The sequence below is a fragment of the Bradyrhizobium sp. AUGA SZCCT0176 genome (genome assembly GCF_018130145.1).
Classification (GTDB): domain Bacteria; phylum Pseudomonadota; class Alphaproteobacteria; order Rhizobiales; family Xanthobacteraceae; genus Bradyrhizobium.
The window spans coordinates 195556-221661 of the sequence record NZ_JAFCMB010000005.1 but is presented as its reverse complement, the minus strand read 5'-3'; the positions used below and the strand labels follow the sequence as shown (position 1 = coordinate 221661).

Sequence of the window (26106 nt, the reverse complement as noted above, 5' to 3'; positions counted from 1 at the left end):
GCGTCAAACCAAGAATCAATTGCCAGTTCCGATTCAATCGGAACTGGCAATTGGGGAACCGCAAATTCCCGTTACCGCCCCCTCGAAAACTGACAAATAAATGTACAACCTTCAATTGATCGATGATACTATCTCATTCTCTTGGGGAGGGGTTGGGGCGTCCTGTTCACGCCATGACGTTCCCATGGGGTCGGCGCGCTGTGCGGTTTCCTCTAGCCCCGGTGCCGTGCAGCGCGCGACCTGTCTTGGTCATCATCTCTTGGCCATCATCCCTTGGCCATCATCCCTTGCGGCGATCGCCCCTCGCGGCTTCTTGCCTTGGCATTGCCCGGCAGGCGCGGCAACGCCAAACTGCCGCCATGCAGATTCAAACCGCGCGTAAATCTGACATCCCGCCATCATGCGCATCGAACGCGTGGAAGGCTATGTGCGTCTGATCGGCCGATGGGAGACCGAACAGCACGCCGCTGAAATCGAAAACCCGTCTTCCCGATATCTGGTGGCCTGCGACGGAACGGAGATTGCCGGATTTGCCATTTTACAAGGCATCGGAAGCGCCAACCAATGCGTTCGGCTCAGGCGCATCGCGGTTGGAACCCCCGGCTGCGGCGTCGGATCGGGCCTGCTGCGATCGGTCCTGCAGATCTGCTTCGAAGATCTGGCGGCGCATCGCGTCGAACTCTTTGTATTCGTTGAGAATGAACGGGCCTACCGGACTTACCTCAAAACCGGGTTTGTCGAGGAAGGCGTGGTTCGCGATCTGCACCGGAACCCCGACGGAGCCTTCCGGTCGATGCGCCTGATGTCCATGCTCCGAGGGGAATGGGTGGCGCGCCCCTGACATACCGGCACGCACGCGTGGACGCCGCCCCTGTCATCTAACCTTCAACTCCATCGGTCAAAAGATTAACCGCCGTTAGTATTTCAGGGGGGTTTGCCATGACTGATATGACACTCAATTCATCGATGGGAGCACCGATCCAGCCGGCTTCCAGGCCCAATCTCGACAAGGGGTTCAACCCGCTCACGATGATCCTGTTCTTCGGCATTCTCGCGGCCGGGTTCCTGTTCGTGATGTACAGCATCTATGTCGACGTCGAAGCCACCGGCGCCAAGGTGACGACCTATCTGCCCTATATCCTGCTGCTGGTCGCGCTCGTGATCGCGCTCGGCTTCGAGTTCGTCAACGGCTTCCACGACACCGCCAATGCGGTCGCGACCGTGATCTACACCCACTCGCTGCCGGCCGAATTTGCCGTGATGTGGTCGGGCTTCTTCAACTTCCTCGGCGTGCTGCTGTCATCGGGCGCGGTCGCGTTCGGCATCGTCTCGCTGCTGCCGGTCGAACTGATCCTGCAGGTCGGGAGCGGCGCCGGCTTTGCGATGGTGTTCGCGCTGCTGATCGCCGCGATCGTGTGGAATCTCGGCACCTGGTATCTGGGCCTGCCGGCTTCCTCTTCGCACACCCTGATCGGCTCGATCATCGGCGTCGGCATCGCCAACGCGCTGATGCGCGGCCGCGACGGCACCTCGGGCGTCGATTGGACCAAGGCGACCGAAATCGGCTACGCGCTGCTGCTGTCGCCGCTGTTCGGCTTCTGCATGGCCGCTATCCTGCTGCTGGTCCTGAAGTTCGTCGTGCGCAACCCGGCGCTGTACGCCGCGCCCGAAGCCAACAAGCCGCCGCCGCTGTGGATCCGCAGCATCCTGATCGCCACCTGCACCGGCGTCAGCTTCGCCCATGGTTCGAACGACGGTCAGAAGGGCATGGGCCTGATCATGCTGATCCTGATCGGCACCGTGCCGACCGCCTACGCGCTGAACCGCGCGCTGCCGGAATCGCAGGTGGTGCAGTTCCAGAAGACCTCCGAGGCAGCTTCCAAGGTGATCGCTGCCAAGGGCGCTGGCCACAGCATCATCGGCGATCCCCGCCCGGCGGTGACGCAATATGTCGCCGCGCGCAAGATCAGCGAAGGCACCTATCCATCGCTGGCCGTGCTGGTGAAGGACGTCGGCGACCAGGTGCAGAAATACGGCACGCTCAACAAGGTGCCGGCTGAAGCCGTCGGCAACACCCGTAACGACATGTACCTGACCTCGGAAGCGATCCGCTTTTTGATGAAGGACAAGGAAAACGACCTCAAGAAGGACGAGGTCGCCACCCTCAACGCCTACAAGGCCTCGCTCGACAGCGCCACCAAGTTCATCCCGACCTGGGTCAAGATCGCGGTCGCGATCGCACTCGGCCTCGGCACCATGATCGGCTGGAAGCGCATCGTCATCACCGTCGGCGAGAAGATCGGCAAGACGCACCTGACCTACGCGCAGGGCGCCTCCGCCGAGCTCGTTGCCGCCGGTACCATCGGCGCCGCCGATATTTTCGGCCTGCCGGTCTCGACCACGCACGTGCTGTCGTCGGGTGTCGCCGGAACCATGGCGGCCAACGGATCCGGCCTGCAGCTAGCCACCATCCGCAACCTCTTGATGGCCTGGGTGCTGACGCTGCCCTGCGCGATCATGCTGTCGGCGAGCCTCTACGTGCTGTTCTCTTACATTTTCTGACGAGAGACTGCGGCGGTCTCTTCCGCTGCAATGCAACAGAAAGGCCCGCGCCACCGCACGGGCTTTTTTGCGTGAGCCTCGAATAACGCTGGTCGCTCCGGGTTGGGTCTAGGCCGCTAAAGCGGTTTGAGCCAGCGACGATAGCGCGCGTATCGCACGCCAAATAAAAGAACGCCTGCATGAACATGCAGGCGTTCTCTCAAGTTGCCGTAGAAGTGTAAGAGACGTTTGGCCTGCGCTTGCCTCACGCCGGCAGCGCGTTCTCCACCAGCTTGATCCAGTACGACGTGCCGTGGACGATCGCCTCGTCGTTGAAATTATATTCGGGGTGATGCAGGCCCGCGGTGTCGCCATTGCCGCAGAAGATGAACGCGCCCGGCCGGGCTTCCAGCATGTAGGAAAAGTCCTCCGCGCCCATCAGCGGCGGGGTCTCGTGCACATTGGCCTCGCCGGCGATTTCTCTGGCGATCCGCGTGGCGAAGTCGGTTTGCGAAGCATGGTTCACCGTGACGGGATAGCCACGCTTGTAGGTAAGGTCGATCTTGGCGCCGGTGATCTGCGCGACGCCGGCGACCACCTCGGTCACCCGCTTCTCGACCAATGCGCGAACTTCCGGCGTCAACGTCCGGATCGTGCCGCGTAATTCGGCGGTTTGCGGGATCACGTTGCGGGCGTTGCCGGCCTGGAACTCGCAGACCGAAATCACCGCCGACTCCAGCGGATCGATGCTGCGCGACACGATCGACTGCAGCGCGGTGACCACCTGCGCGCCGACCAGTACGGAATCGATGCAGATATGCGGCCGTGCCGCGTGGCCGCCAAGCCCGGTGATCTTGATGTCGAGCTCATCGGTCGCCGCCATGATCGGGCCGGGGCGAATGGCGAAACTGCCGACCGGAATGCCCGGACCATTATGCATGCCATAGACCTGCTCGATGCCGAAACGGTCCATCAGGCCGTCCTTGATCATGGCGTCGGCGCCCGCGCCACCCTCTTCGGCGGGCTGGAAGATCACGACCGCATCGCCGGCGAAATTGCGGGTCTCGGCGAGATAGCGGGCGGCCCCTAACAGCATCGCGGTGTGGCCGTCATGGCCGCAGGCATGCATCTTGCCGGGATTCTTGGAGGCATAAGGCAGGTTGGTCGCCTCCTCGATCGGCAGCGCGTCCATGTCGGCGCGCAGCCCGATCACCTTGATGTCGCCCTTGCCGGCAGGCTTCTTGCCCTTGATGACGCCAACCACGCCGGTGCGGCCGAGGCCGGTCGCGACCTCGTCGCAGCCGAATTCGCGCAAGCGATCCGCGACGAATGCCGCAGTGCGGTGCACGTCATAGAGCAATTCGGGGTGTTGATGGATATCGCGGCGCCAGGCCTGTATATCGGGTTGGAGGTCGGCGACGCGGTTGACGATGGGCATTGCAAATTCTCTGCTTCCGGGTTGAACGCTTGCCTGTCTAGCATGCAAGACGCGCTCCACCCAGCACCCTACCGCAGAGGCCCTATCCATCCGGGGCGCTTGCCAAAGGGGGAGCCCGGGCGGGCTTGCCATCTTAACGCTTTGCGCGCCGGCGGTCCTTAGACCGGGCCACCATTCCTGCGGTGCAGGTTCGGAAACAGGAACACCAGAGGGAGTGCCAGCGGCCCGATGAACGCAGCAATCCACGCCCAAACCTTGAAGCTGCGTCCGCGACGCTCGGCCAGTCGGCCGGCAAGGTAGATCGAAATGACCGTTCCGATCATCAGCAATGCGAAGGTCGCGTTGGCGCTCATTGGCAGGCTCCAATGTACCTTGCGGAAGGCACAACATAAAGCTGGCCACGCGGCGACCGGCCGTCAAGCCGACCTCGTTGAAATGCCCGTGAACGGCCTCACGCCGCCAGCGTGTTCTCGACCAGCTTGATCCAGTACGAGGTGCCGAACACGAGGGCCTCGTCGTTGAAATTGTATTCGGGGTGATGCAGCCCCGCGCTGTCGCCGTTGCCGCAGAAGATCAGCGCGCCCGGCCGCTGCTCCAGCATGAAGGCGAAATCCTCACCGGCCATCAGCGGCGGCATCTCGTTGACATTGGCGTCGCCGGCGATTTCCCGGGCGGCCCGGACCGCGACGTCGGTCTGCGGGACATGGTTGACCGTCACCGGGTAGCCGCGGTTGTAGGTCAGGTCGATCTTCGCGCCCGTGATCTGCGCCACCCCGGCGACGACCTCGCGCACGCGCTTTTCCACCAGTTTCCGCACTTCGGCGTCCAGGGTCCGGACGGTGCCGGCCAGTTCAGCGGTTTGCGGGATCACGTTGCGGGCATTGCCGGCGTGAAATTCGCAGATCGAAATGACCGCCGATTCCAGCGGATCGACGCTGCGCGACACGATCGACTGCAGCGCATTGATCAGCTGCGCGCCGACCAGCACGGAGTCGATGCATTTGTGCGGACGCGCGGCATGCCCGCCCCGCCCCTCGATCCGGATGGCGACAGCGTCACCTCCGGCCATGATCGGACCGGGGCGAATGGCGAAGCTGCCGACCGGAATGCCCGGACCGTTATGCATGCCGTAGACCTGCTCGATGCCGAAACGGTCCATCAGCCCGTCCTCGATCATCGCAACGGCCCCCGCGCCGCCTTCTTCCGCCGGCTGGAAGATCACGACCGCATCGCCGGCAAAATTGCGCGTCTCGGCAAGATAGCGCGCCGCCCCGAGCAGCATGGCGGTGTGGCCGTCATGGCCGCAGGCGTGCATCAAGCCCGGGTTCTTCGAAGCATAAGGCAGGTTGGTCGCTTCCTCGATCGGCAGCGCATCCATGTCGGCGCGCAGCCCGATCACCTTCACCTCACCCTTGCCGGCGGGCCTATTGCCCTTGATGACGCCGACCACGCCGGTGCGGCCAATACCGGTGACCACCTCGTCGCAGCCGAATTCCCGCAACCGGTCCGCCACCAGCGCCGCCGTGCGGTGCACCTCGTACAACAACTCGGGGTGTTGATGGATATCGCGGCGCCATGCCTGGATATCGGGTTGCAGATCGGCGACGCGGTTGACAATGGGCATGGAACTGATCGTTTTCTGGTTGAACGTTTGTGCCTCTGTAGCATGCAAGACGCGAACCACCCAAACATCCCCTCGGCAAACTGGCGTTGCCAGCCCGACCTGAACTCGCTAAGCTCCTCGCGACGGCATGATTGGCCGTCGTAGCGGCAGGTTTGGCCGTACCTCATGAGCAGGGTAGCTCTCGACCGGCAACGGGCGGGAGCTTTTTGTTTTTTGGAATGGTGGCAATGGACGCAGGCAGCTGGCGAGTAGGCGTTTTGTTTTCCGAAACCGGCGTTACCGCTGCGATCGAGAGAACGCAGCGCGCGGCGACCCTGCTGGCGATCCAGCAGATCAATGCCGCCGGCGGCGTGCGCGGCAAGCCGATCGAGCCGATTTGCTACGACCCCGGCTCGGTCCCGCAGCAATACCGCGAGCTGGCTGTCAGGCTGTGCGATGAAGATCACGTCCGCATGATCTTCGGCTGCCACATGTCCAGTACGCGCAAGGCGGCGCTCCCCATCATTGAAGCGCGCGGCGCCCTGCTGTTCTATCCCACGCTGTATGAAGGCTTCGAATATTCGCGCAATTGCATTTACACCGGCGCCTCTCCCAACCAGAACTCGGTCCAGCTCGTCGACTATCTCACCAACAATTACGGTCGCCGGGTCTTTCTGGTGGGCTCGAACTACGTTTACCCTTACGAATCAAATCGCATCATTGCCGATCTGTTTCTTCAGGCCGGCGGCGAGGTCCTCGACGAGCTTTACGTGCCGCTGGAATTGACGCCGCTTCATATCGAAAAGATCATCCAGCGCGTCAAGGCAAGCAAGCCGGATGTCATCTATTCGACCATCGTCGGCGCCGGCATCATCCCGTGTTTCAACGCACTGGTTCAGTCCGGCCTCGACATGTCCAAAACGCCGGTCGCGAGCCTGTCCACCAGCGAGGCCGATCTCGTCCAGATGGCGCCGGAGGTAATCCGCGGGCATATCACCGCCGCGCCGTTCTTCTCGACGCTCGGCAGTGCGCAGGCGCAGGCATTCGTCCGGGCCTGTCGAGAGGCTTGCGGACCGGATACGCCGGTGACTGCGCCGGCGGAAGCCGCGTATTTTCAGGTGTTCCTCTATGCCGCAGCGCTGGAACGGGCGGGCAGCGATCGCTACAGCGAACTGCTGCCGGCGCTCTATGAGGTGGAATTCGAGGCCCCGCAGGGAAAAGTTAAGGTCGAACGGCTGAACAACCATACGCACCTGTGGCCCCGCGTTGCCAAGGTCAATGCGCGTGGCGAATACGAAATCGTGCACGAACCCACGGTGCGGGTTCAGCCTGATCCCTTCATGCTGGAGCATCGGCTGGGTTCATCCGAACCCGTGCCGCAGCCCGTGCGAATGTAGCGGAGAGCCTGTGTCCGTCGCGCTATTGAAAGATCTGCGGGACCTCAACGTTCTCGTCATTCATCCTTCGGACGCTGAGGGAGAGTTTCTGGTCGATCATCTGCGGCGGATCGGATGTACCGTGAATTGCCGCTGGCCCGTCCCTACCGAACTGCCTGCGCATACCGATGTGCTGTTTCTTTCGATCGACGACGAGACGCGCCCGGAAACCGAACGGCTGCTCAAATCCATCGCGCAGCCGGCGCCGACCATCCTGGCGATCGTCTCTTACGAGAATCCATCGACGTTGCAGATCGTTCTCGAAAGCGGGGCGCTGGCCGTCATCGAACGGCCGCTGAAACCGTTCGGGCTGCTGACAAACCTGGCGATCGCGCGAAATCTCTGGCTGCAGCAACAAGCGCTCAGCAAGCAAGCGCGCAAGTACAAGCGCCGGCTGCTTGGCGATCAAAGAATGGCAAAGGCAAAAGCGATCCTGATGTCGAGCAGCAGGCTCAGCGAGGCTGAGGCCTATCACGAGATACGAAACCGAGCGATGGCGAGTCGCGTGCCGGTGGACGAGGTTGCCAATCTGATCATCAGGTCGGAAGATATGTTACGCAGCAGAGCGCAAGCAGATTAGGCTTGCAAATGAGCGCGAGAGCAGATTAGCATATTGACGTTGATAGTGCCCCTCATGGGCGCCGTCAGGACGTCCCCTCACAACGAGGCCACGTCTTGACGTAGCGGCGGAATGTTCTCCGAACCGCAGGTGGCAGAGTTGCCCGCAGACCGTTGACCCGGTCCTGCGGGTTTTTTGTTGCCGGCTGACAGAGACGTCAGCGTCTTTCCAAACCAGTCATCACGCTGATTGATTTCAGCAGTGCCCGAAGCTTCGCACCAACCAGGGGAACAAGATGTCCTTCAACAGACGTGACTTTTTAAAGACGGCGGCGATCACCTCGGCCGCGATCGCATCGCCTTCTGTGATCAGGCAGGCCTTTGCAGCCGACCCGATCAAGGTGGGCGCGCTCTACTCGCAGACCGGCGGCCTGTCGATCGTCGAGAAGCTGCTGGCGAGCGCGGTGCAGATGGCCGTATCCGAGATCAATGCGGCAGGCGGCGTCCTCGGCCGGAAGGTCGAAGTCATCGTCGAGGACGGCGCGTCCGATCCAAAAACCTTCAACGAAAAAGCTTCCAAGCTCGTCATTCAGGATCGCGTGGCAACCGTGTTCGGATGCCACACCTCGGCCAGCCGCAAGGCGGTGCTGCCGATCTTCGAACGGCGAAACGCCATGCTGTTCTACCAGACCCATTACGAGGGGTTCGAGTGTTCACGCAACGTCGTCTATTCCGGCGCGGTACCGAACCAGCAGCTCGGCAAGTATATTCCGTGGATCGCCAAGACGCTCGGCAAGAAGAAGTTCTTCATCGTCGGATCGGACTACGTCTATCCGCGCGAGATGGCCAAAGTCAGCAAGAAGCTGATCGAGGCCGCCGGCGCGCAATGGACCGGCGACGAATATCTCGAACTCGGCCATTCCGAATGGGCGAGCATGGTCAAGAAGATCAAGGATTCGGGCGCCGACGTCGTTCTTTCCAACGTGGTCGGCGATTCCATCATCGCGTTCTACCGGGAGTTCAAGAATCAAGGTCTCTCGCAGGCGACGATCCCGATCTGCGCGACCGTCACTTCCGAAATCGAGATCGCGGCGATGGGCCCCGAATACGCCGCCGGCAGCTACACGTCGTTCCCCTATTTCATGTCGATCGACACGCCGGCCAACAAGAAGTTCATCGAAGACTTCAGGAAGTTCACCAAGGATCCGAAAGCGGTGACCTACCACTCGCTGGAGGCGGCCTATTTCCAGGTCTTCCTCTGGAAGCAGGCGATCGAGAAGTCGGGACAGGTTACCGCGGACGGCATTCGCGATGGCATCCGCGGCCAGACCTACGACGCGCCGGGCGGCAAGGTCAAAATCGACGCCGACAATCTGCATTGCTGGCTGACGCCGCGGGTCGGCCAGTGGCAGCCGGACGGCCAAAGCAAGGTGGTCGACGCCTGGCCGGAGCCGATCAAGCCGCTCGCCTATTCGGCCTATGGTGAAACTGAAAGCGATCTGTTCTGCACGGCGAAGGGGCTGGAAACCGCCAAGCTGAAGTAAGAAGCTGGAGGCCCGGCCACATCGAAAGACATTCCAGCCGGGGCGCACCTCCCACCCCAACGCGCCCTGGCTGGAAGATGTTCGGTGAACGGTCCGGCTCCTTCGAAAGTAGACACGACATGATCGACACGATGTTTATCGGCCTGAGCCTGAGCTCGATCCTGCTGCTGGTGGCGCTCGGACTTGCGATCACCTATGGCGCGATGGGGGTCATCAACATGGCCCATGGCGAGATGGTGATGCTCGGCGCCTACACCGCCGTGCTGTCGCGCATCTGGCTGGACGCCAACATCGTGATGGCAATTCCGATCGCCTTCGTCGTTACCGCGATCGTCGGCCTGGTCATCGAGCGCGTCATCGTCCGCCGGCTCTATGGCAGGCTGCTGGATACGTTGCTGGCCACATGGGGCGTCGCCATCCTGATACAGCAGGCGATCAGGCTTGAATTCGGCCTGTCGTTCTTCGGCATTCACGTCGAGGGCCTGGGGCCCGGTCTTCAGAACGTGCCGGTGCCGGCAGTCCTGCAGGGCACGTTTCATTTGGCTGGTGTGGAAATCAACACCTATCGCGCCTTCATCATTGTCGTCACCGCCGCCCTTGCGGCCGTGACCTGGTTTTTGTTGCAGCGGACCTCGATCGGAATGCAGGTCCGCGCCATCATCCGGAACCCGAAAATGGCGGCGGCCTGCGGCGTCGACGTCGCACGCGTCAATGCCCTCACCTTCGCCTTTGGCTCGGGCCTCGCCGGAATAGCCGGCGTCATGATGTCGGGTTTCAAGACGGTATTCCCCGACATGGGCACGCCCATGGTGGTCGATGGCTTCCTGGTCGTCGTGGTCGGCGGTGTCGGAAGCCTGCTGGGATCGGTGCTGTCAGCCGGACTGCTCGGCGAGATCAACAGCGTGGTGGCCGCGCTCAAGAACGACACGATCGCCCGCGCGGTCATATTCGGCGTGGTCATTCTCATCATTGTCGTGAAGCCCAAGGGCCTTTTCTCGTTCAGGGGTCGTTGAGTCATGGCATCGAGGCAAAGATACGATTTTCTGCTCTACGGGCTCTTCGTCGCCGCCATTCTGCTGGCGCCGCTGATGCTGGACGAGTTCTGGCTGAACAGGATCGCAAAGTACCTGGTGTTCGGCATGCTCGGCGTCGCCGTCGCGCTGTCCTGGGGGTACGCCGGCATCCTCAATCTGGGTCAGGGACTGTTTTTTGGCGCCGGCGCCTACATGCTGGCGATGTCGCTGAAGCTTGCCAGTCCGACCAGCCTGCAACAGGGATCCGACACGCCGGTCCCCGACTTCATGCTCTGGAACGCCGAGCCCGGCGCGCTGACGCAACTATGCTGCATCAACAAGGGCTCTTTCATATGGCTTCCGTTTCAAAGCCAATGGTTTGGCGTTGCCATGGGCATCGTGTTGCCGGTGGTGATTGCCACCATTACCGGACTGATCGTGTTCCGTAACAGGATTTCCGGCGTCTTCGTTTCAATCATCACACTGGCACTGGTGTTGCTGGTGCGCCTGCTGGTCATCGATGCGCAGCCGCTGACCAACGGCTTCAACGGGCTGACCGACCTCGCCTGGCTGACGATCGGGGCGTTTCAGTCCGACCCCTACAGCCGTGCGACGTACTATCTGGTTGCCATCGCACTGTCGCTGGTTCTCGTCGGTGCGCGTCTGCTGGTGAGCACGCGGGCCGGCCTCATCCTTCAGGCGACGCGGGATGACGAGACCCGCGCGCGCTATCTCGGGCTGGACGTTCCGAGCTACCAGATTTTCTTTTTCGTGGTGTCGGCGGCGATCTGCGGCTTCGCGGGAATGCTCTACGTGATGGTGTCGGAGTTCGCCTCCCCCACATTCATGGACCTGTCGTTTTCGATCACGATGGTGGTGTGGGCTGCGGTCGGCGGACGATCCTCGATCCTCGGCGCCTGCGTTGGGGCCATCCTCATCAACATGATCGAGGCCAAGGTCAGCGAGACCAAGGCTTTGGTGGAGGTCTGGAAAGCCGTGGTCGGGCTCATCTTCGTCCTCGTGGTGCTGTACCTGCCGCGGGGCCTTGGCGGATTTGCACACGATCTTCTCGACCGCTGGCGGGCGCCTGCCACGGAGGCGGCCTCCGATGAAGGGCTGGTGGCGGAAAGCCGCGACGCCCTTGCAGAGCGCGGGTGAGCGCCATGGCAGCCACCGCGCTCACGATCGACGGGCTTGAAGTCAGCTTCGGCAGCGTCAAAGCCGTCAACAACGTCACCATGACGATTGCCGAGGGAGAATTGCGCGTACTGCTCGGCGCCAACGGCGCCGGCAAGACAACGCTGATGGATCTGATTTCCGGTCGTACGCACAGCACCAGCGGACACATTCATCTTTACGACACCGAAATCACGAACTGGCAGGAGCACCGGATTGCCCGGGCCGGGATCGGCAGGAAGTTCCAGATTCCCAGCGTGTTCCGCGAACTTACCGTCCGCCAGAATTTCGAGGTCGCCAGCTGCCGCAATCCCTCGGTGTTCGCGAACCTCGGATTCGGCTTTTCCAGGCATGCGCTCGCAAGGATCGAAGAGGTGCTCGCCATCGTCGATCTCCGGGACAAGGCCGACGTGACAGCCGCTTATCTGAGCCACGGCCAAACCCAATGGCTCGAGCTCGGCCTGCTGATGCTGCAGGACCCGAAAGTCATCCTGCTCGATGAACCGACTGCGGGCATGACGGCGGCCGAAACCAAAAAGACCGCGAACATCATCAACAGCATGCGAGGGAAGCACACCCTGCTCGTCGTCGAACACGACATGGCGTTCGTGCGCGAGATCGCGGAACGCATCACCGTGCTGCATCTCGGCGAGGTGTTGGCAGAAGGCGACATTGCATCGATTGAAACCAATGAGGCCGTCAGGCGGGCGTATTTGGGATCGCGGAGTATCTCCTGATGCTGAGCCTGTCGAACATTCACAGCTTCTACGGACGCAGCCACGTTCTGCATGACGTCACGCTCAGCTTCGACAAGGGGCGGATCACCACGGTGCTCGGCCGCAACGGCGTTGGCAAAACGACGCTGCTGAAAACCCTGATGGGCATGACCGACAAGACCGCGGGAAAGATCGAACTTGACGGAACGAACATCACCTGTGAGCCGACCTTCCGCCGCGCGCGCGCCGGCCTCGCCTATGTGCCGCAGGGCCGCGAAATCATTCCGGACTTCACCATCCGCGAAAACATCCTGCTCGGAACCTTCGCCAGAACCGACGGCAGACGCATCATTCCCCCGCTGGTGGGTGAGCTGTTTCCGTATCTGCTGCAGAACATGGACCGGCTGGGCGGCGTGCTGTCCGGCGGACAGCAGCAGCAACTGGCCATCGCCCGGGCGCTCGCCTCGGAACCGGATGTGCTGCTGCTTGACGAGCCCAATGAGGGAATCCAGCCGTCGATCGTCGAGGAAATCGAGCAGACGATTATTCGCCTCAATCGCGAGATCGGCCTCACCATCGTGCTGGTGGAACAGAACATCGAATTTGTCCGCCGCGCGTCGCACCAGTTCGCGATGATGGAAAAGGGACGCGTGGTGGCTGAGGGCCCGGTATCGCAGCTCACGGAAGAGCTTGTGCACCTGAGAATGGCGATTTGAATCCTGGAACTTTCGGTATCCGCCGTGGCGGCGTGACAGAGGTAAGGCAATGGCATCAGAGCGTTTCAAGGCGGCATCCATCCAGTTCGAGCCGACGATGTTTGAAAAGGAGCGCAACATCCAGCGCTTGCTGGAGATGACGAGCGAAGCTGCGACGGCAGGCGCGCGCCTGATCGTCACCCCCGAAATGGGCACCACCGGCTATTGCTGGTATGACAGGGCGGAAGTGAAGCCTTTCGTGGAAACCGTACCCGGTCCGACCACCGACGTATTTCATTCGCTTGCAAAGCAATTCGGCTGCTACATCGTCGTTGGCATGCCCGAGGTCGACGCCGCCACGGACCTCTACTACAACACCGCAGTCCTGATCGGGCCATCCGGTGTTGTCGGCAAGCACCGCAAATCGCATCCCTATATTTCCGAACCGAAATGGGCCGCGTCGGGAGACATCGCCCATATCGTGTTCGAGACCGAGATCGGACGCATTGCGCTACTGGTCTGCATGGACCTGCATTTCTTCGAGACCGCGCGGCTGGAAGCACTGGCTGGGGCAGATGTGATTTGCCACATCAGCAACTGGTTGCAGGAACGGGCGCCGGCGCCGTACTGGATCAACCGCGCGTTCGAAAACGGCTGCTATGTCATCGAGAGCAACCGCTGGGGCCTCGAGCGCACGGTGCAATTCAGCGGCGGAAGCTGCATCATCGAACCGGACGGCAATGTTCAGGCGGTGCTGGATAGCGGCGACGGTATCGTGCATGGCGAGATCGATCTCGCCCGGGCGCGCCGGCGGGAGGTGTTGTCTGAGCCGATCTTCGAGGACCGTCGTCCCGAGCTTTATGCCAACCTGATGACGAACAGCTTCACCTGGAATCCGCGCGACTTCTTCAAGCTCTATGGCTACCAGCCGCTGCCTCCCGGGCAACTATCGCGGGCCGCGGTCGTGCAATTTACCCCAACCGACGACGTCGAGCAGAATCTCGCGCGCATTGAGGTCTTGGCCAAGGAGGCCGTCAGCGAGGAAAAGCCTGACCTCATTGTATTCCCCGAACTGTCGATGACCGGGATCGGCGCACCCGGTGACCGCGCGCTTGACATCAAGGATCAGGCGGTCACGCGTCTTGTCCGCCTGGCGGCACGGTTGCGGGTACACATTATCGCCGGTTTCGCGGAGCGGGCCGCTGAAGGGCTGTTCAACACCGCCGTTCTGGCCGGCCCCGAAGGGCTGGTCGGCAGCTACCGCAAGATTCATCTGAACGCGCGCGACAAGGTCTGGGCCAGCGCCGGTTCGGACTGGAAAGTGTTCGACCTTCCAATCGGAAGGGTCGGCCTGCTGATCGGGCACGATGCCCTCTTCCCCGAGGCGGTGCGTTCGCTGTCGCTGCTCGGCTGCGACCTCGTCGCTTGCCCGGCCGCCATTGCCGGCCAATTTACCGGAGCTCACGAGGGGACCAGCATACGCCACAACTACCCGATCCCGACCGGCGCCGATCCCCACCATTGGCACGCCTTTCGCGTGCGCGGCGGCGAAAGCAACGTCTATTTTGCATTTGCGAACGTCTACGATCCCGAGCGCGGTTACCTGGGAAAAAGCGCGGTATTCGGCCCGGATGCGTTCGCATTTCCGCGCCAGGAGTCTGCCATCCTCGACGATGAGGGATTTGCAGCGGCGAGCGTCGATACGACGAACCTCGATACGCCCTACCCGACGAACATCGTTCGCCGAAAGGATCTCGTGATGATGCGCCTGCCGCACCATTACCCCGCTCTGGTGAAATGGCATCAATAGAGCGGCGGAAATCGCCCGCTGCGGAAACGAAAGGGTTCGCTTTTGCCCGGATTCGTTTATTGATCGTCCGCGACGGTACCGCCGTTCACTGGACGTGACGCGCGGCCAATCCTGCAGATCGAATTTGGCCCCGGCATTGCGTGCCTTGCGGGTCGCGCGGTAACGATGATGAAGCGGCTTGAAGGTGATTTCGACTATATCGTCGTCGGCGCGGGCACGGCCGGCTGCATCATGGCCAACCGGTTGTCGGCCAATCCCGGCAATCGCGTGCTGATCCTGGAGGCCGGCGGCAACGACAACTGGATCTGGTTTCACATCCCGGTCGGCTACCTCTTTGCGATCGGCAACCCCCGCTCCGACTGGATGTTCAAGACCGAGCCGGAGGCGGGCCTCAACGGCCGCGCGCTGGCCTATCCCCGCGGCAAGGTGATCGGCGGCTCGTCGGCGATCAACGCCATGATCTCGATGCGGGGCCAGGCTGCCGATTACGACCACTGGCGTCAGCTAGGCCTCACCGGCTGGGGCTATGACGACGTGCTGCCGCACTTCCTGGCGCTCGAAGATCATTTCCTCGGCAAGAGCGAACATCATGGCGCGGGCGGCGGCTGGCGCATCGAAGCGCCGCGGCTGTCCTGGGCAGTGCTGGATGCGGTCGGCGACGCCGCCGAACAGATGGGCATCCGCCGCATCCCCGATTTCAACACCGGCGACAATGAAGGCATCAGCTATTTCCACGTCAACCAGAAGCGCGGCCGCCGCTGGTCTTCCGCGCGGGGTTTTCTCAAGCCGGTGTTGAACCGCCAGAATCTGCGGCTGGAAAAGAACGTGCTGGTGGACCGGCTGATTGTCGAGAACGGCCGTGCCGTCGGCGTGCGCTTCTATCAGGGCAACGAGATCGTCGAGGCCCGCACCAAAGGCGAAGTCATTCTCTGCGCAGGCTCCATCGGATCGACGCAGGTGCTGCACCGTTCCGGCATTGGCCCGGCCGACTGGTTGTCGCCGCTTGGCATCGACGTCACGCTCGACCGGCAAGGTGTGGGCCGCAACCTGCAGGACCATCTGCAGCAGCGTGCGATCTACAAGGTCGAGGGCGTCCGCACCCTGAACGAGACCTATTACAATCTGTTCCGGCGCGGCCTGATGGGGCTCGACTACGCGTTCCGCCGCCGCGGTCCGCTGACCATGGCGCCGTCGCAGCTCGGCATCTTCACGCGCTCCGATCCGCATCGCGAGCGCGCCAACATCCAGTTCCACGTGCAGCCGCTGTCGCTCGATAAATTCGGCGATCCCCTGCACCGTTTCCCCGCCATCACGGTCAGCGCCTGCAATCTGCGGCCGACCTCGCGCGGCACCGTGCGCATCCGAACCGCAGAGGCCGACAAGGCACCCGCGATCGCACCGAACTATCTGTCGACCGATGAAGACCGGCAGGTCGCGGCGGATGCCATCCGCACCACGCGGCGGCTGATGAAGCAGCAGGCGCTGGCGCGATTTCATCCGCAAGAATATCTGCCCGGCCCCAGCGTCGGCGACGACGATGCGGCGTTGGCGAAAGCCGCGGGCGATATCGGCACCACGATCTTCCATCCCGTCGGCACCGCGAAGATGGGATCGGCTTCCGATGCCACTTCCGTCGTCGACGAGCGCCTGCGCTTTCACGGCATTGCCGCCTTGCGCATCGCCGACGCCTCGGTGATGCCGACGATCACGTCAGGCAACACGAATACGCCGACGGCGATGATTGCGGAAAAGGGCGCGACAATGATTTTGGAGGATGCGCGCGCTTGACGGGCCCGGCTCGGATTTCGATCGGCGATATTGAGTCGCGCATCGCGCTGGCGCGATGGGGTGCGGAGGATCGAGGCAGGCCGCCCGCGCTTCTATTGCACGGCACCGGCTTTGTCGCCGAGGTCTGGGACGACGTCGCCCGCGAACTCGCACAGGATTATACGGTCTATGCGCTCGACCGCCGCGGTCATGGCGACAGCCACAAGCCTGAGGCCAGCCGCTATCACTTCCAGGATTTTGCTGAGGATGTGTGCCGGGTGATCGAGGCGCTCGATCTGACCGATATCTACGGCATCGGACACAGTGCGGGCGCGACCGATCTGTTATTGGCGGCGAAACTGATGCCTGCGCGCTTCGCACGATTGTTTGTGATGGAGCCGACAGTGATGGATCCGCGGGCGGCTCGACCTGATGGCTTGAGCGATTTCGGCAAAAGCGCGGTGCAGGGCGCGCTGCGCCGACAGGCCGAGTTCGAGAGCGCGGACGCCGCGTTCGCGCGCTATCGCGCCGCGCCGGCCTTTGCAAAATGGACGGAGAATTCGCTGCGGGCTTACATCCGGCACGGCTTCGCGCAGCAAGACGATGGCCGGGTCCGGCTGCTTTGCACACCCGAGATTGAGTCAGCCGTGCTGCTTCCGATCCTGGAGGCGATGGAGCAGGTTTACGCGGGCGACGCGCGCGGCAATCCGTTCGGGTGGCTGTCCGAGATCGAATGTCCGGTGCGCGTGGCCGTTACCGAGCAATCCTGGTCCATCTATAGGGAGATGGCGTCACGCGCCGTAGCCCTGCTTCCCGCCGCGAGCCAATGGACGTTCGAAGGCGCCGGTCACAGCGTGGCGCAGGAAGCGCCCCAACTCGTGCTCCAGGCGTTGTCAGCGTTCGAAGCACAAGCCGGGTAACGGATAGTCGCAACCTGTCGCTTGCCCGCTTCTATGTCTGCGGAGGGTACCGGTCGAATAACGGCAATTCGTGCGCGCGCTCCATCCAGCTGACCCGCTCGGCGACCTGGACGTGCACCATGACCGGAACGGCATCGGGATCGTCATAGGTGCCGCTTTGCACGTCGATGATCCCGGGCAGCATGTTCGCATTGGTGTAGAACAGGCCGGTTCCGCAATTGGCGCAAAACTGCCGCCGGCCGTGTTCGGAAGACGCGTAGACCTTCGGCTCGCCCTGCGTCACCTTGACTGCGTCTTCGGCGTACATCGCCCAGCCTACCATCGGTGCGCCGGCGTGCCGCCGGCAATCCGCGCAATGACACAACGCATGAACGATCAGGTCGCCGTCCACCTGGTAACGGATCGCGCCGCAATGACAGCCGCCGGTAATGCGCATCAGTCTCCTCCACATGATTTGTCGGGATGAGAATACTATGGCGCGGATCAGCCGAAAACTGCGGCATAAACGCATGTACGCCGCGCTGAATTCAAAAGCGAACTTCCGCTTGCCCAGATGGCGACTGTGTGTTGCGCTTTGGTGTTGCGTGTCGGCGTTACGCCGACTTCCGCACGGCGTTGTCGACCAGGGTCTTGCCGAGCGACCAGATCGCGCCGGGCACCTTGTGGCTGGAGGCGATGACAGTGTCGAACGCCTTTTCGATCCAGCTGCAGTCTTCTTCCGTAATGACCAGCGGCGGCAGCAGCTTGATGGTGTGGCTGCCATGGCCGGAAACCTGGGTCAGGATCTTGTGATCCTTGAACAGCGGCACCGTGATGAGCTGGCAGAACAGGCCCTTGTTGGCGGTCTCGAGCACGTTCCAGGATGCTTTCAGCCGCAGCGATTTCGGCGGACCGAATTCGACGCCGATCATCAATCCCTTGCCGCGCACTTCCTTCAGCAATTCGTAGCCGGGCACCATGCGCGTCAGCGCCAGCCGAAGCTCGGCACCACGCTTGGCGGCCTGCTCGACCAGCTTTTCCGCCTTCATCACCTCGAGCGTGGCGATCCCGGCCGCCATCGCCAGATCGTTCTTTGCAAAGGTCGAGCCGTGCACGACCGCGCGGTCCATTTGATTGAATATCTTGTCGAAGATGCTCTTGCGCGTCAGCAGCGCGCCGACCGGCACATGTCCGCCGGACAGCGCTTTTGCCAGCAGCACCATGTCGGGTTCGACGTTCCAGTGCTCGACCGCCAAGAACTTGCCTGTGCGGCCGATCCCGGTCTGGATTTCATCGGCAATGAACAGCGTGCCGTATTTGCGGCATAGCGCAAGAGCGCCCGGCAGAAACTCGTCGGTGGGCAGGTTGACGCCCTTGCCCTGGATCGGCTCGACGATGAAAGCGGCGACCTGACGCGACGACAGCGCCTGTTCGAGGGCGGCGAGATCGTTGAACGGGATCTGGGTGCATCCCGGCAACAGCGGCTCGAAGCCACTGCGGAAGTTCGAATCATCCATCAGCGACAAGGCGCCGTAGGACAATCCATGAAAGGAGTGCGAACAGGAGACGATGCCGGGCCGCCCGGTGGCGCCACGAGCGAATTTGATCGCGGCTTCGACGGTTTCGGCGCCGGAATTGGCGAAAAACACCTTGTCCAGATATGGCACATGTTCGAACAAACGTTCCGCCAGCACTCCGGCCAGCGTCGAGACGTCGAGCTGCACCAGATTCGGAAAATCGGCGTCGAGCACGCTTTTCAACGCATGGCGCAACGCCGGATGGTTGCGGCCAATCGCAAAAACGCCAAATCCGCTCAGTAGGTCGAGATAACGGGCCCCGTCACGATCGAACAGGTATTGACCTTGACCCTTCTGAAAGCCGACATCATAGCCAATCGTCTTGAGCACGCGGACGAGCTGCTCGTTCAAATGGCGCGAATGCATGGAACTGCGCTGCGCCTGGCGCTCCACAAACATCTCGGAAACGTCTAGATTTGAACTTAGCATTCGCTACATACGTCGCTTGATGGCCATTTCGTCAACTGAAAACGCCCAATGCGGCGTTTTGACCCCTCTCGGATAATCTACATAAGCAGGTTTGAACCATGTTGCACTGCCCAAGAACTGTCGCGCGCAGAATAGTTTTTTCCGGATTCTTTTTTGCCACAGGTGTTACTTCCACACTGGCCGCCGACCCCACAGGCGATTGGAAAGTGGCCGACGGCGTCGCCAACATTCGCGTAGCACAATGTAACGGCAACATGTGGGGTGCCGTCGCCTGGGAGAAGACGCCGGGTGGCCGCGATACGAATAATCCGGATGCCTCAAAGCAGAGCAGACCTACACTGGGCATGCCGATCCTGATCAACATGAAGAAGAAACCCGGCGTCGATGCCTGGGAAGGCCAAGTCTACAACGCCAAGGACGGACAGTCTTACAGCTCGACCATCAAGCCGGTCGGAACCGACCAGTTGGAGATTCAAGGCTGCGTGCTCGGCTTCCTGTGCGGCGGCGAGACCTGGACCCGCGTCGGGCCGCCGATTCCCTCAAGCCCGAGCAACAGCATGGCCAAGGGCGCCGCGCCGAAAAATCCGGCAGGCGGAGCACCGAAGGCTGGCGCCTCGGCGACGGCACCGGGTCTGACGCCCGCGCCCGGCTCGCCGGCGGCAACCGCCGCGCCGAAGACCACCGGTGCGGTGAGCCCGGCGCCGGGCCAAAAGCCCGTCGCCGGCCAGAAACAGGCGGCCGCCGATCCCGTCGGCGATATCTGCCTACTCCCCGATATCGCGCGGTTTGCCCATTAGCGCAGGCTGAAACAGCAGCACCGCCGCCAGCGTGGTGATGAGCGACAGCGCCAGCAATTTACCCATGCTGGCGGTGCCGGGATGACTTGATAGCCACAGGCTTCCGAAAGCCGTGGCGGTCGTGAGCGCGCTGAAAAAGATGGCGCGCGTCAGACTGGTCTGCAGCAGGTTCGTTCTGCCCGATCGCCATGCCGTCACATAATAGATCTTGAAGGCGACGCCGATGCCGAGCATCAGCGGCCACGCGACGATGTTGGCGAAGTTGAGCGGCAGCCCGATCAGCACGCATATCTCCATCGTCACGGCGCCGGCCACCAGCAGCGGCACCAGCGTCAGCAACACGTCGGTGACCCGCCGCAACGCCAGCCAGAGCAGCAGGCTGATCACGATCAGCGCCCAGATACCGGCATGGATGAATGCCTTGACGACGGTATCGCCGGATTTGAGAATCGAGACCGGTCCGCCGATCGCAGTCGGCTCAGCGGCGAGAACCGCATCGGCAAACTTGCGCAGAACTTCATTGTCGTTCGGATCGCCCTTCGGCAGCGCCTCGACGCGCATCAGGCCTTCCTTGGTCTTCCAGCTGCTCACGAGTTCGGGCGGCAAGGTCTTCAACGTGACCGGCTGGGCCTGCATCGTGTTCTTGAGCTGGTCGAAGGTTATCTTGAGGGGGATGACGAAAACACTCTGCGCCTTGTCGCGAACCGCTTGGGTTGATTCGGCCAGCTTCGCCAGCGCATCCGCCAGCCGCCGTGCCGCGGTCGCGCCCGGGCCTTTGCCGTCGCCGGCGGTCTTGCGCAGGTTGTCGACCGAGCTCTTGAGCGCCTCGACGTTCTCGGCATCGGTCGGCGCCGCATCGACGGAATCCGGATTGAGCGCGGGGCCTACCACCTTGGCGGCCTGCGCGATCAGCTTCAGCTTGGCCGGCTGATCCTCCGGCACGAAACTGTCGAGCGACATCACGCGAAGCACTTCCGGCACCTTCTCCAGCTTCGCCTCGATCTTCTTGGCGTCGGCGTCCGAATTCGTCATCACGTTGATGGCGTTGGCGCCGGTGTTCGGATCCTTGCGCAGATCGAGGAAGGTCGCGATCGACTCCACCTGCGAGTTGCGCAGATTGATCGGATTGAAGTCGAACTTCATGAAATAGAGCAGCGGCAGACCGGCCAGCGCGACCAATATCGTGCCGGTGATGATGATGACGCGATGCCGCTCGAGAAAGTCATCGACCGGCGCCAGGAAGGCATAGCCAACCGGCTCGCTTTCGCCGGGCGGGTTGAGCAGCGTCAGCATCGCCGGCAACGTCGTGATGCTGGTGATGAACGCCACCAGCATGCCGGCACCGGCGATCTTGCCGAGTTCGGAAATGCCCTTGTAATCGGTCGGCAGGAAGCACAGGAAACCGGCGGCGGTCGCCATCGCCGCGAGCGACAGCGGGACCGCCGAGCGGCGGGCCGCGCTCTCCAGCGCGAGCACCAGGTCATCGTTCTTGAAGCGCTCCGAACGGTAGCGGACACTGAACTGGATGCCGAAATCCACGCCGAGGCCGACAAACAGCACTGCAAACGCGACCGACAGCAGATTGAGCGAACCCACCATCATCAGGCCGACCGCGGTGGTGATCGCAAGGCCGACGAACAGGTTCACGAACACGGCGAAGATGATCTTGCCTGAATGCAGCGCCATCCAGAGAATCACGAGCACGATCACGACGGTGCCGATGCCGTTGACGATCGCGCCATCCTGGACGGTGGCGTATTCCTCATTGGCGATCGGAACCGGTCCGGTCAGCCGCACGCGCGCGCCATACTCGCCCGCGAAATTCAACTCCTTGGCCGCCTGCCGGATCGCGTCGGTGGCTTCCTTGCCGGGCTCGAGCGCGTTGTAGTCGACCTTCGGCTTGAATTCGATGAAGGCGCGCTTGTCGGAATCGGCGAGCGGCTTGTCGCTGACAAGTTCGCGCCACGAGAACGTCGCCGTTCCCTTGCCCAGGATGTTCTCGACGGTCTGCGAGATCAGGTTGAAGGGCCGTTCCGCATTGTCGAGCTTGACCTGGCCGCGCTTGACGCCGGCAAGACCGGTTTCCAGCGCGCCGGTCAAACCGCGGATCGACGGATCGCCGGCCATGATTTCGATCAGCGGGGCGGCGGCTTCGAGCTGCCCGGCGACCTTGCCGACCTCCTCCACGGGCAGGAACAACAGCCCGTTCTTCTCGAAGAACTCGCCGGAACCGAGCGGCTGCACCGATTCGAAATTCTTGGTGTCGCCAGCAAGCTTATCGGCCAGCGCCTTGCCGGCGGCACTGGTGAGCTCGGGGGTCGGGCCCTCGACGACGGCCAAAATCAGCTTTTCTCGATCGAACGCCTTCTCAAACTGGTTGTCGCGCTTGCGCCAGTCCAGGTCGGGCGAAATCAGCGTGTTGATGTCGGTATTGATGGAGAAATTGCGAGCCGCATAGAAGCCCGCGCCAATCGCGAGGAGCAGCGAAAAGACGACGATGAGGGTGGCAAACCGCGTGCACGTTCTAACAATTGAGACAACCAGGCTGGTCAGCACATCATTTCTTTCTAAGTCTTAATAGGGAGCTTGCCGAAAACGTCCGCTGTCTAGCGGAGTTCCGGGGGGCGATCTACATCGGGCGATCTATTGTTGTGGTTACTGTCAGAGAGGCCCCGCGTAGAGAAGGCAAAACGGCCGAAATGGCATTGAGAAACCCCATATAGACGCCCAGTGCGGGCGAGAAAGTGACGAAACGGTGAGGAATCGGACAGAATTCAGGTATTAAGATACCTCAATCGACCTCAAGCCGAACACGGCCTTTTGCGTTCCGGCTTTTCTAGACGCTAATTTTTTGACACAAAGCCCTGTGCTTCCATGTGCTTGGGTGGATTACCCCCGGAACGGTGGTGCGGTTATTGCAGTTTGTTCGGCCGGGCCCGGCAGGACTGACTGCACGAAGGCATTTGAATGAATTTGGTGCAACTTGCGTAATGAGCGTCCCATGGAAGTATATCTTGCGCAGCCCCGCGGATTTTGCGCGGGCGTCGTGCGTGCCATCGAGATCGTCGAGCGTGCGCTGCAGAAATACGGCCCGCCGGTCTATGTCCGTCACGAGATCGTGCATAACAAGTACGTGGTCGAAAGCCTGAAGAACAAGGGCGCGATCTTCGTTGAGGACCTGTCGGAAGTCCCCCCGCTCGCCGTTACCGTGTTCAGCGCCCATGGCGTGGCCCGCAGCGTCGAGGAAGAGGCGGCCGCCCGCGGCCTGCCCGTCCTCAATGCCACCTGCCCCCTCGTCACCAAGGTCCACAATCAGGGCAAACGGTATATGTCGAAGGGCCGGGCCCTGATTCTGATCGGCCATGCCGGCCACCCCGAGGTCGAGGGAACCATGGGTCAGGTTCCCGGAACGGTCCTTTTGGTCCAGAACGTCGATGACGTGGCCTCCCTGACCCTCCCAATCGACACCCCGGTGGCCTATATTACCCAGACGACCCTCAGCGTTGACGACACAAAGGACATAATTGCGGCCCTTCAGGCCCGTTTTACAGATATTCAAGGCCCCGACATCCGGGATATCTGCTATGCGACACAGAACCGCCAATCTGCGGTAAGGGACCTGAGCAAACTGGTTGACGTCATTTTGGTGGTGGGGGCCGCCAATAGTTCCAACTCAAACAGGCTTCGCGAAATCGGCACCGAGGTCGGGGTCGCGAGTTATCTCATTGCCGATGGCAGCGAGTTGAACCCTGATTGGCTTAAGGATGCGAAGGCCGTCGGCATCACGGCGGGCGCCTCGGCGCCCGAAGTTTTGGTCGACGACGTGATCGAGGCTTTGAGACGTATCGGACCCGTCAAGGTGTCGGTGCTTCCTGGGAGGGAAGAAAATATCGAATTCCGGCTTCCCGCCGAACTGACTGCGGGCTGATCCATTCACGAGTTACGACGACTAAGGTCCAGAAAGAAATCCTGTAATGGCAATACCGTTCTTCAAGGAGTTGCGTATCGGCGGCTATCTGATCAAGCAGAAGCTGCTTGGCCGGAAGCGCTATCCGCTGGTGCTGATGCTCGAACCGTTGTTTCGCTGCAACCTCGCCTGCGTCGGCTGCGGCAAGATCGACTATCCCGATGCGATCCTCAATCGCCGCATGTCGGCGCAGGAGTGCTGGGACGCGGCCGATGAATGCGGCGCACCGATGGTGGCGATCCCGGGCGGCGAGCCCCTGATCCACAAGGAGATCGGCGAAATCGTGCGCGGCCTCGTGGCGCGCAAGAAGTTCGTCTCACTCTGCACCAACGCGTTGCTGCTGGAAAAGAAGCTCGATCTGTTCGAGCCCTCGCCCTATTTGTTCTTCTCGGTGCATCTGGACGGCCTGAAGGATCACCACGACAAGGCGGTGTCGCAGAAGGGCGTGTTCGACCGCGCGGTTTCGGCGATCAAGGCTGCGAAGGCGCGCGGCTTTACCGTCAACGTCAACGCCACGATCTTCGACGGGCACGCGGCGGAAGAGATCGCCAAGTTCCTCGACTTCACCACCGAACTCGGTGTCGGTGTTTCGATGTCGCCGGGCTACGCCTATGAGCGTGCGCCGGACCAGGAGCACTTCCTCAACCGCACCAAGACCAAGAAGCTGTTCCGCGACGTCTTTGCCCTCGGCAAGGGCAAGAAGTGGAACTTCATGCATTCCGGCCTGTTCCTCGACTTCCTGGCGGGCAACCAGAGCTACGAATGCACCCCGTGGGGCATGCCGGCGCGCAACATTTTCGGGTGGCAGAAGCCCTGCTACCTGCTCGGCGAGGGCTACACCAAGACCTTCAAGGAATTGATGGAGACCACCGACTGGGAGACCTACGGCACCGGCAAGTACGAGAAGTGCGCCGACTGCATGGCGCATTGCGGCTATGAGCCGACCGCCGCCAATGCCGCGCTGGTCAATCCGCTGAAGGCGATGTGGGTGGCGCTGCGCGGTGTCCGGACGTCAGGTCCGATGGCGCCCGAGATCAACCTCGATAAGCAGCGTCCGGCGCAGTACATCTTCTCCTCGGAAGTGCAGAAGCGCCTGTCGGAGATCCGCAAGGACGAGGCGGCTACCGCAGCCGCCAAGCAGCAGCAGAAAGCCTCCACGGCTGCCTGAAGCCTGCCGAGACCGCAACGCGGCTTGCCCGCGTTGCTTGAAGGCGAGACTCAAAACAAAGAAGCACAAAACAAAAATGCCGTCGCACTTGCGACGGCATTTTTCGTTGCAGCGGACCGGAGCATTATCGGTTCTGATTTAATCAGAACCGAAGCTCTGGACTCTTGTTTTGACGCGTTTTCTTCACGCGAACCGGTATCCACTTCGCTCGAAAACGCTCTATTTCAGCGGTCGTCAGGCGTTGGCCGCGGCCAGCCCCTCGCCGCCGGAGATGAAGCCGCGGCAGCCGCGCAGCGAACGCAGCGCACGATTGAAATCGATGCCCGTGGACACCAGCGCGCGCAACGTTCTCGGATTGCGCGCGACGCCGCGCAGCACCTTGCGCAGGTCGATATCGCCGTTCGGCTTGATCGCGCTCTTGGCCAAAGCCGGCAGCGCACGGCCGGCGGGATCGGAGATGACGCGGAGCGCCGCGAACGGAATGCCTGCCTTGGCCGCATAGGCCGCCGCGATATGGCTTTCCATGTCGACCGCCGCAGCCCCCGTCTCCGAATGCAGCGCGGCCTTGCAGGCGGTCGCCGCAATCACCCGCTCCACTCCGGCCAGACCGCCGCGAATCACGCGCCGCCGCCGCAGCGCGGCGCTGGCAATCACTTCCTCGTTGAGCGCCAGACCGGCCAGAAAGCGGGTATCGCCGGCCAGAACCTCGGTCGCGACCACGACATCGCCCGACTTCAGCGACGGATCGAGCCCGCCAGCGACGCCGAAGGAGATGACACCCCTGAATGTCGATGAATCCAGTGTCGCGAGCAGCGCGCGCAATTGCTGCGGATCGCTACTGCTGCAGATCACGATCATGCCTGGACCGGCCGCAATGCGGGCCTCTTGTACCAAGCCTGTAACGATCAAAACCGGTCGCGGATCAATTTGATTGAGATCACCCGAATTGAGATCACTCGAATTGTCCACGAT

22 protein-coding genes are annotated in these 26106 nt (G+C 61.9%); 15 read left to right on the top strand and 7 right to left on the bottom strand.

The genetic code is table 11. The features are described from left to right. The first annotated feature begins 400 nt into the window (after positions 1-400). Both JQ600_RS14855 and JQ600_RS14850 read left to right on the top strand, forming a co-directional pair. Entirely contained in the window at positions 401-841 is a 441-nt protein-coding gene (locus tag JQ600_RS14855; protein ID WP_212265456.1) for a GNAT family N-acetyltransferase, read from the top strand. A gap of 98 nt (positions 842-939) precedes the next feature. After that, complete coding sequence (locus tag JQ600_RS14850; RefSeq protein ID WP_212265457.1) at positions 940-2562, top strand: inorganic phosphate transporter; 1623 nt, start codon at positions 940-942, stop codon at positions 2560-2562. Positions 2563-2806: 244 nt separating this feature from the next. Here the strand turns inward: JQ600_RS14850 and JQ600_RS14845 are convergent, their stop codons facing one another. From JQ600_RS14845 to JQ600_RS14835, 3 genes are all read right to left on the bottom strand, one after another. Beyond that, positions 2807-3979 carry a M20 aminoacylase family protein gene (locus tag JQ600_RS14845; RefSeq protein ID WP_212265458.1) on the bottom strand — a complete coding sequence of 391 codons (1173 nt, stop codon included), beginning with the start codon at positions 3977-3979 and terminating at the stop codon, positions 2807-2809. Between the two features lie 158 nt (positions 3980-4137). Further along, positions 4138-4332, bottom strand: a complete 195-nt coding sequence (locus JQ600_RS14840) for a hypothetical protein (protein WP_212265459.1) — start codon at positions 4330-4332, stop codon at positions 4138-4140. A 98-nt stretch (positions 4333-4430) separates the two neighbouring features. Then, positions 4431-5603 (bottom strand): M20 aminoacylase family protein, encoded by a 1173-nt coding sequence (locus JQ600_RS14835; RefSeq protein WP_212265460.1) that lies wholly within the window; start codon positions 5601-5603, stop codon positions 4431-4433. Positions 5604-5830: 227 nt separating this feature from the next. Here JQ600_RS14835 and JQ600_RS14830 point away from each other — a divergent pair, with 227 nt between their 5' ends. The 10 genes from JQ600_RS14830 to JQ600_RS14785 all read left to right on the top strand — a co-directional run bounded on the left by JQ600_RS14830 (position 5831) and on the right by JQ600_RS14785 (position 17217). Next, positions 5831-6979 carry a transporter substrate-binding domain-containing protein gene (locus tag JQ600_RS14830; RefSeq protein WP_212385677.1) on the top strand — a complete coding sequence of 383 codons (1149 nt, stop codon included), beginning with the start codon at positions 5831-5833 and terminating at the stop codon, positions 6977-6979. A 10-nt stretch (positions 6980-6989) separates the two neighbouring features. Continuing rightward, on the top strand, positions 6990-7598 hold the full coding sequence (locus tag JQ600_RS14825) for an ANTAR domain-containing protein (RefSeq protein WP_212385681.1): 609 nt from the start codon (positions 6990-6992) through the stop codon (positions 7596-7598). Between the two features lie 274 nt (positions 7599-7872). Next, entirely contained in the window at positions 7873-9120 is a 1248-nt protein-coding gene (locus tag JQ600_RS14820) for a transporter substrate-binding domain-containing protein (protein WP_212033330.1), read from the top strand. A 119-nt stretch (positions 9121-9239) separates the two neighbouring features. Beyond that, entirely contained in the window at positions 9240-10133 is an 894-nt protein-coding gene (gene urtB, locus JQ600_RS14815) for an urea ABC transporter permease subunit UrtB (protein ID WP_212412606.1), read from the top strand. Positions 10134-10136: 3 nt separating this feature from the next. After that, a complete protein-coding gene (urtC, locus tag JQ600_RS14810) occupies positions 10137-11291 on the top strand; it encodes an urea ABC transporter permease subunit UrtC (RefSeq protein ID WP_212489968.1) in 1155 nt (384 codons plus the stop codon). 5 nt (positions 11292-11296) lie between these two features. Continuing rightward, the gene (gene urtD, locus JQ600_RS14805) at positions 11297-12046 is read left to right on the top strand and encodes an urea ABC transporter ATP-binding protein UrtD (protein WP_212385693.1); all 750 of its coding nucleotides are present in this window, start codon (positions 11297-11299) and stop codon (positions 12044-12046) included. After that, positions 12046-12741, top strand: coding sequence for an urea ABC transporter ATP-binding subunit UrtE (gene urtE / locus JQ600_RS14800; protein WP_212265466.1), 696 nt, complete (start codon positions 12046-12048; stop codon positions 12739-12741). Before urtD ends, urtE begins: the two co-directional genes overlap by 1 nt. A gap of 49 nt (positions 12742-12790) precedes the next feature. After that, positions 12791-14530, top strand: a complete 1740-nt coding sequence (locus JQ600_RS14795; protein ID WP_212385695.1) for a nitrilase-related carbon-nitrogen hydrolase — start codon at positions 12791-12793, stop codon at positions 14528-14530. A gap of 165 nt (positions 14531-14695) precedes the next feature. After that, positions 14696-16318, top strand: coding sequence for a GMC family oxidoreductase (locus tag JQ600_RS14790; protein WP_212385697.1), 1623 nt, complete (start codon positions 14696-14698; stop codon positions 16316-16318). After that, positions 16315-17217 carry an alpha/beta fold hydrolase gene (locus tag JQ600_RS14785; protein WP_212385699.1) on the top strand — a complete coding sequence of 301 codons (903 nt, stop codon included), beginning with the start codon at positions 16315-16317 and terminating at the stop codon, positions 17215-17217. Before JQ600_RS14790 ends, JQ600_RS14785 begins: the two co-directional genes overlap by 4 nt. A 31-nt stretch (positions 17218-17248) precedes the next feature. Here the strand turns inward: JQ600_RS14785 and JQ600_RS14780 are convergent, their stop codons facing one another. Together JQ600_RS14780 and hpnO are read right to left on the bottom strand one after the other, a co-directional pair. Next, complete coding sequence (locus tag JQ600_RS14780; protein ID WP_212265470.1) at positions 17249-17653, bottom strand: GFA family protein; 405 nt, start codon at positions 17651-17653, stop codon at positions 17249-17251. Positions 17654-17810: 157 nt separating this feature from the next. Continuing rightward, positions 17811-19202, bottom strand: coding sequence for an aspartate aminotransferase family protein (gene hpnO, locus JQ600_RS14775; protein ID WP_212265471.1), 1392 nt, complete (start codon positions 19200-19202; stop codon positions 17811-17813). 98 nt (positions 19203-19300) lie between these two features. Here hpnO and JQ600_RS14770 point away from each other — a divergent pair, with 98 nt between their 5' ends. Beyond that, positions 19301-19999, top strand: a complete 699-nt coding sequence (locus tag JQ600_RS14770; protein WP_212385701.1) for a DUF2147 domain-containing protein — start codon at positions 19301-19303, stop codon at positions 19997-19999. Here JQ600_RS14770 and JQ600_RS14765 read toward each other — a convergent pair. Beyond that, positions 19967-22555: an MMPL family transporter gene (locus JQ600_RS14765; protein ID WP_212265473.1), complete on the bottom strand. Its 2589-nt coding sequence runs from the start codon at positions 22553-22555 to the stop codon at positions 19967-19969. The genes JQ600_RS14770 and JQ600_RS14765 overlap by 33 nt on opposite strands. 445 nt (positions 22556-23000) lie before the next feature. On the opposite strand from JQ600_RS14765, the gene ispH reads away from it, so the two are divergent. Beyond that, a complete protein-coding gene (gene ispH, locus JQ600_RS14760) occupies positions 23001-23927 on the top strand; it encodes a 4-hydroxy-3-methylbut-2-enyl diphosphate reductase (RefSeq protein WP_212265474.1) in 927 nt (308 codons plus the stop codon). 46 nt (positions 23928-23973) lie between these two features. Beyond that, positions 23974-25134 carry an adenosyl-hopene transferase HpnH gene (gene hpnH / locus JQ600_RS14755; RefSeq protein WP_212385712.1) on the top strand — a complete coding sequence of 387 codons (1161 nt, stop codon included), beginning with the start codon at positions 23974-23976 and terminating at the stop codon, positions 25132-25134. Between the two features lie 234 nt (positions 25135-25368). Here the strand turns inward: hpnH and JQ600_RS14750 are convergent, their stop codons facing one another. Next, positions 25369-26061 carry a phosphorylase gene (locus tag JQ600_RS14750; RefSeq protein WP_312010856.1) on the bottom strand — a complete coding sequence of 231 codons (693 nt, stop codon included), beginning with the start codon at positions 26059-26061 and terminating at the stop codon, positions 25369-25371. Positions 26062-26106: the final 45 nt, after the last annotated feature.

Coding starts and splice junctions, on each gene's coding strand:
- JQ600_RS14780 (WP_212265470.1), bottom strand. CDS start 17,653: ATGCGCATTACCGGCGGCTGTCATTGCGGCGCGATCCGTTACCAGGTG.
- JQ600_RS14795 (WP_212385695.1), top strand. CDS start 12,791: ATGGCATCAGAGCGTTTCAAGGCGGCATCCATCCAGTTCGAGCCGACG.
- JQ600_RS14820 (WP_212033330.1), top strand. CDS start 7,873: ATGTCCTTCAACAGACGTGACTTTTTAAAGACGGCGGCGATCACCTCG.
- JQ600_RS14840 (WP_212265459.1), bottom strand. CDS start 4,332: ATGAGCGCCAACGCGACCTTCGCATTGCTGATGATCGGAACGGTCATT.
- JQ600_RS14770 (WP_212385701.1), top strand. CDS start 19,301: ATGTTGCACTGCCCAAGAACTGTCGCGCGCAGAATAGTTTTTTCCGGA.
- urtD (WP_212385693.1), top strand. CDS start 11,297: ATGGCAGCCACCGCGCTCACGATCGACGGGCTTGAAGTCAGCTTCGGC.
- JQ600_RS14790 (WP_212385697.1), top strand. CDS start 14,696: ATGATGAAGCGGCTTGAAGGTGATTTCGACTATATCGTCGTCGGCGCG.
- hpnH (WP_212385712.1), top strand. CDS start 23,974: ATGGCAATACCGTTCTTCAAGGAGTTGCGTATCGGCGGCTATCTGATC.
- JQ600_RS14845 (WP_212265458.1), bottom strand. CDS start 3,979: ATGCCCATCGTCAACCGCGTCGCCGACCTCCAACCCGATATACAGGCC.
- JQ600_RS14850 (WP_212265457.1), top strand. CDS start 940: ATGACTGATATGACACTCAATTCATCGATGGGAGCACCGATCCAGCCG.
- ispH (WP_212265474.1), top strand. CDS start 23,001: ATGGAAGTATATCTTGCGCAGCCCCGCGGATTTTGCGCGGGCGTCGTG.
- urtE (WP_212265466.1), top strand. CDS start 12,046: ATGCTGAGCCTGTCGAACATTCACAGCTTCTACGGACGCAGCCACGTT.
- urtB (WP_212412606.1), top strand. CDS start 9,240: ATGATCGACACGATGTTTATCGGCCTGAGCCTGAGCTCGATCCTGCTG.
- hpnO (WP_212265471.1), bottom strand. CDS start 19,202: ATGCTAAGTTCAAATCTAGACGTTTCCGAGATGTTTGTGGAGCGCCAG.
- urtC (WP_212489968.1), top strand. CDS start 10,137: ATGGCATCGAGGCAAAGATACGATTTTCTGCTCTACGGGCTCTTCGTC.
- JQ600_RS14855 (WP_212265456.1), top strand. CDS start 401: ATGCGCATCGAACGCGTGGAAGGCTATGTGCGTCTGATCGGCCGATGG.
- JQ600_RS14835 (WP_212265460.1), bottom strand. CDS start 5,603: ATGCCCATTGTCAACCGCGTCGCCGATCTGCAACCCGATATCCAGGCA.
- JQ600_RS14830 (WP_212385677.1), top strand. CDS start 5,831: ATGGACGCAGGCAGCTGGCGAGTAGGCGTTTTGTTTTCCGAAACCGGC.